Here is a 638-nt window from a genome sequence, read left to right on the forward strand (position 1 = left end):
TGGAGCCCGCGAGCCTGCCGGCGTTGCGGGAGGTGGGCAGTCATACATTGGGACCGTCCTTTGCCGGCGACGTGGTGGGAAATGCGGCAGCGCTCGACGTCTACAAGTTCCTCAAGATCGAGGTGGATGGGATCAGCTTGTTGGCGGCGTTGGTGGCGGACGATGCAAACGCTCGTCAAGCGCTGGATGCCGATGCTGAACAGGCTGGAAAACTAAGAGATGCCTTCGTGGCGCTGACTCAGCCGCGGGCAGGTCAGCCCGGCTCGCACATTCGTGCCAAGCAGTTGTATTGGCTGACGGACAGTGATGCTTGCGCGGATGAAGGCTACGAGCTGTTGGCTCCGTTGCATGCCACCTCACTGGCGCATGCCGTACACGCGCAGTTGCAGGAATATCGGTTTGGCGACGCCAACAAGGTGGCTCGCCAGGCCAGGCGTGACGGTAAATGGCACGATGGTGTATTCCAGGACTATCAGGGGTTGGCCGTCCAGAAGTTGGGAGGTACCAAGCCGCAGAACATTTCCCAACTCAATAGCGAGCGTGGCGGAGTGAACTACCTGTTGGCGTCATTGCCTCCGGTATGGCGTCCCAGCAAGCTTCGGCTACCCGTGCATGCGCGTTCAGTGTTTGAGAAGCTG

Annotated in this window: 1 protein-coding gene; it reads left to right on the forward strand. The window is 60.0% G+C overall.

The features are described 5' to 3' along the window. Nucleotides 1-638: type I-F CRISPR-associated protein Csy1 (gene csy1 / locus KDH83_RS31140; RefSeq protein ID WP_212322966.1), on the forward strand; the 638-nt coding region annotated here is incomplete at both ends.

The organism is Achromobacter sp. Marseille-Q0513 (assembly GCF_018195695.1).
GTDB lineage: Bacteria > Pseudomonadota > Gammaproteobacteria > Burkholderiales > Burkholderiaceae_B > Achromobacter.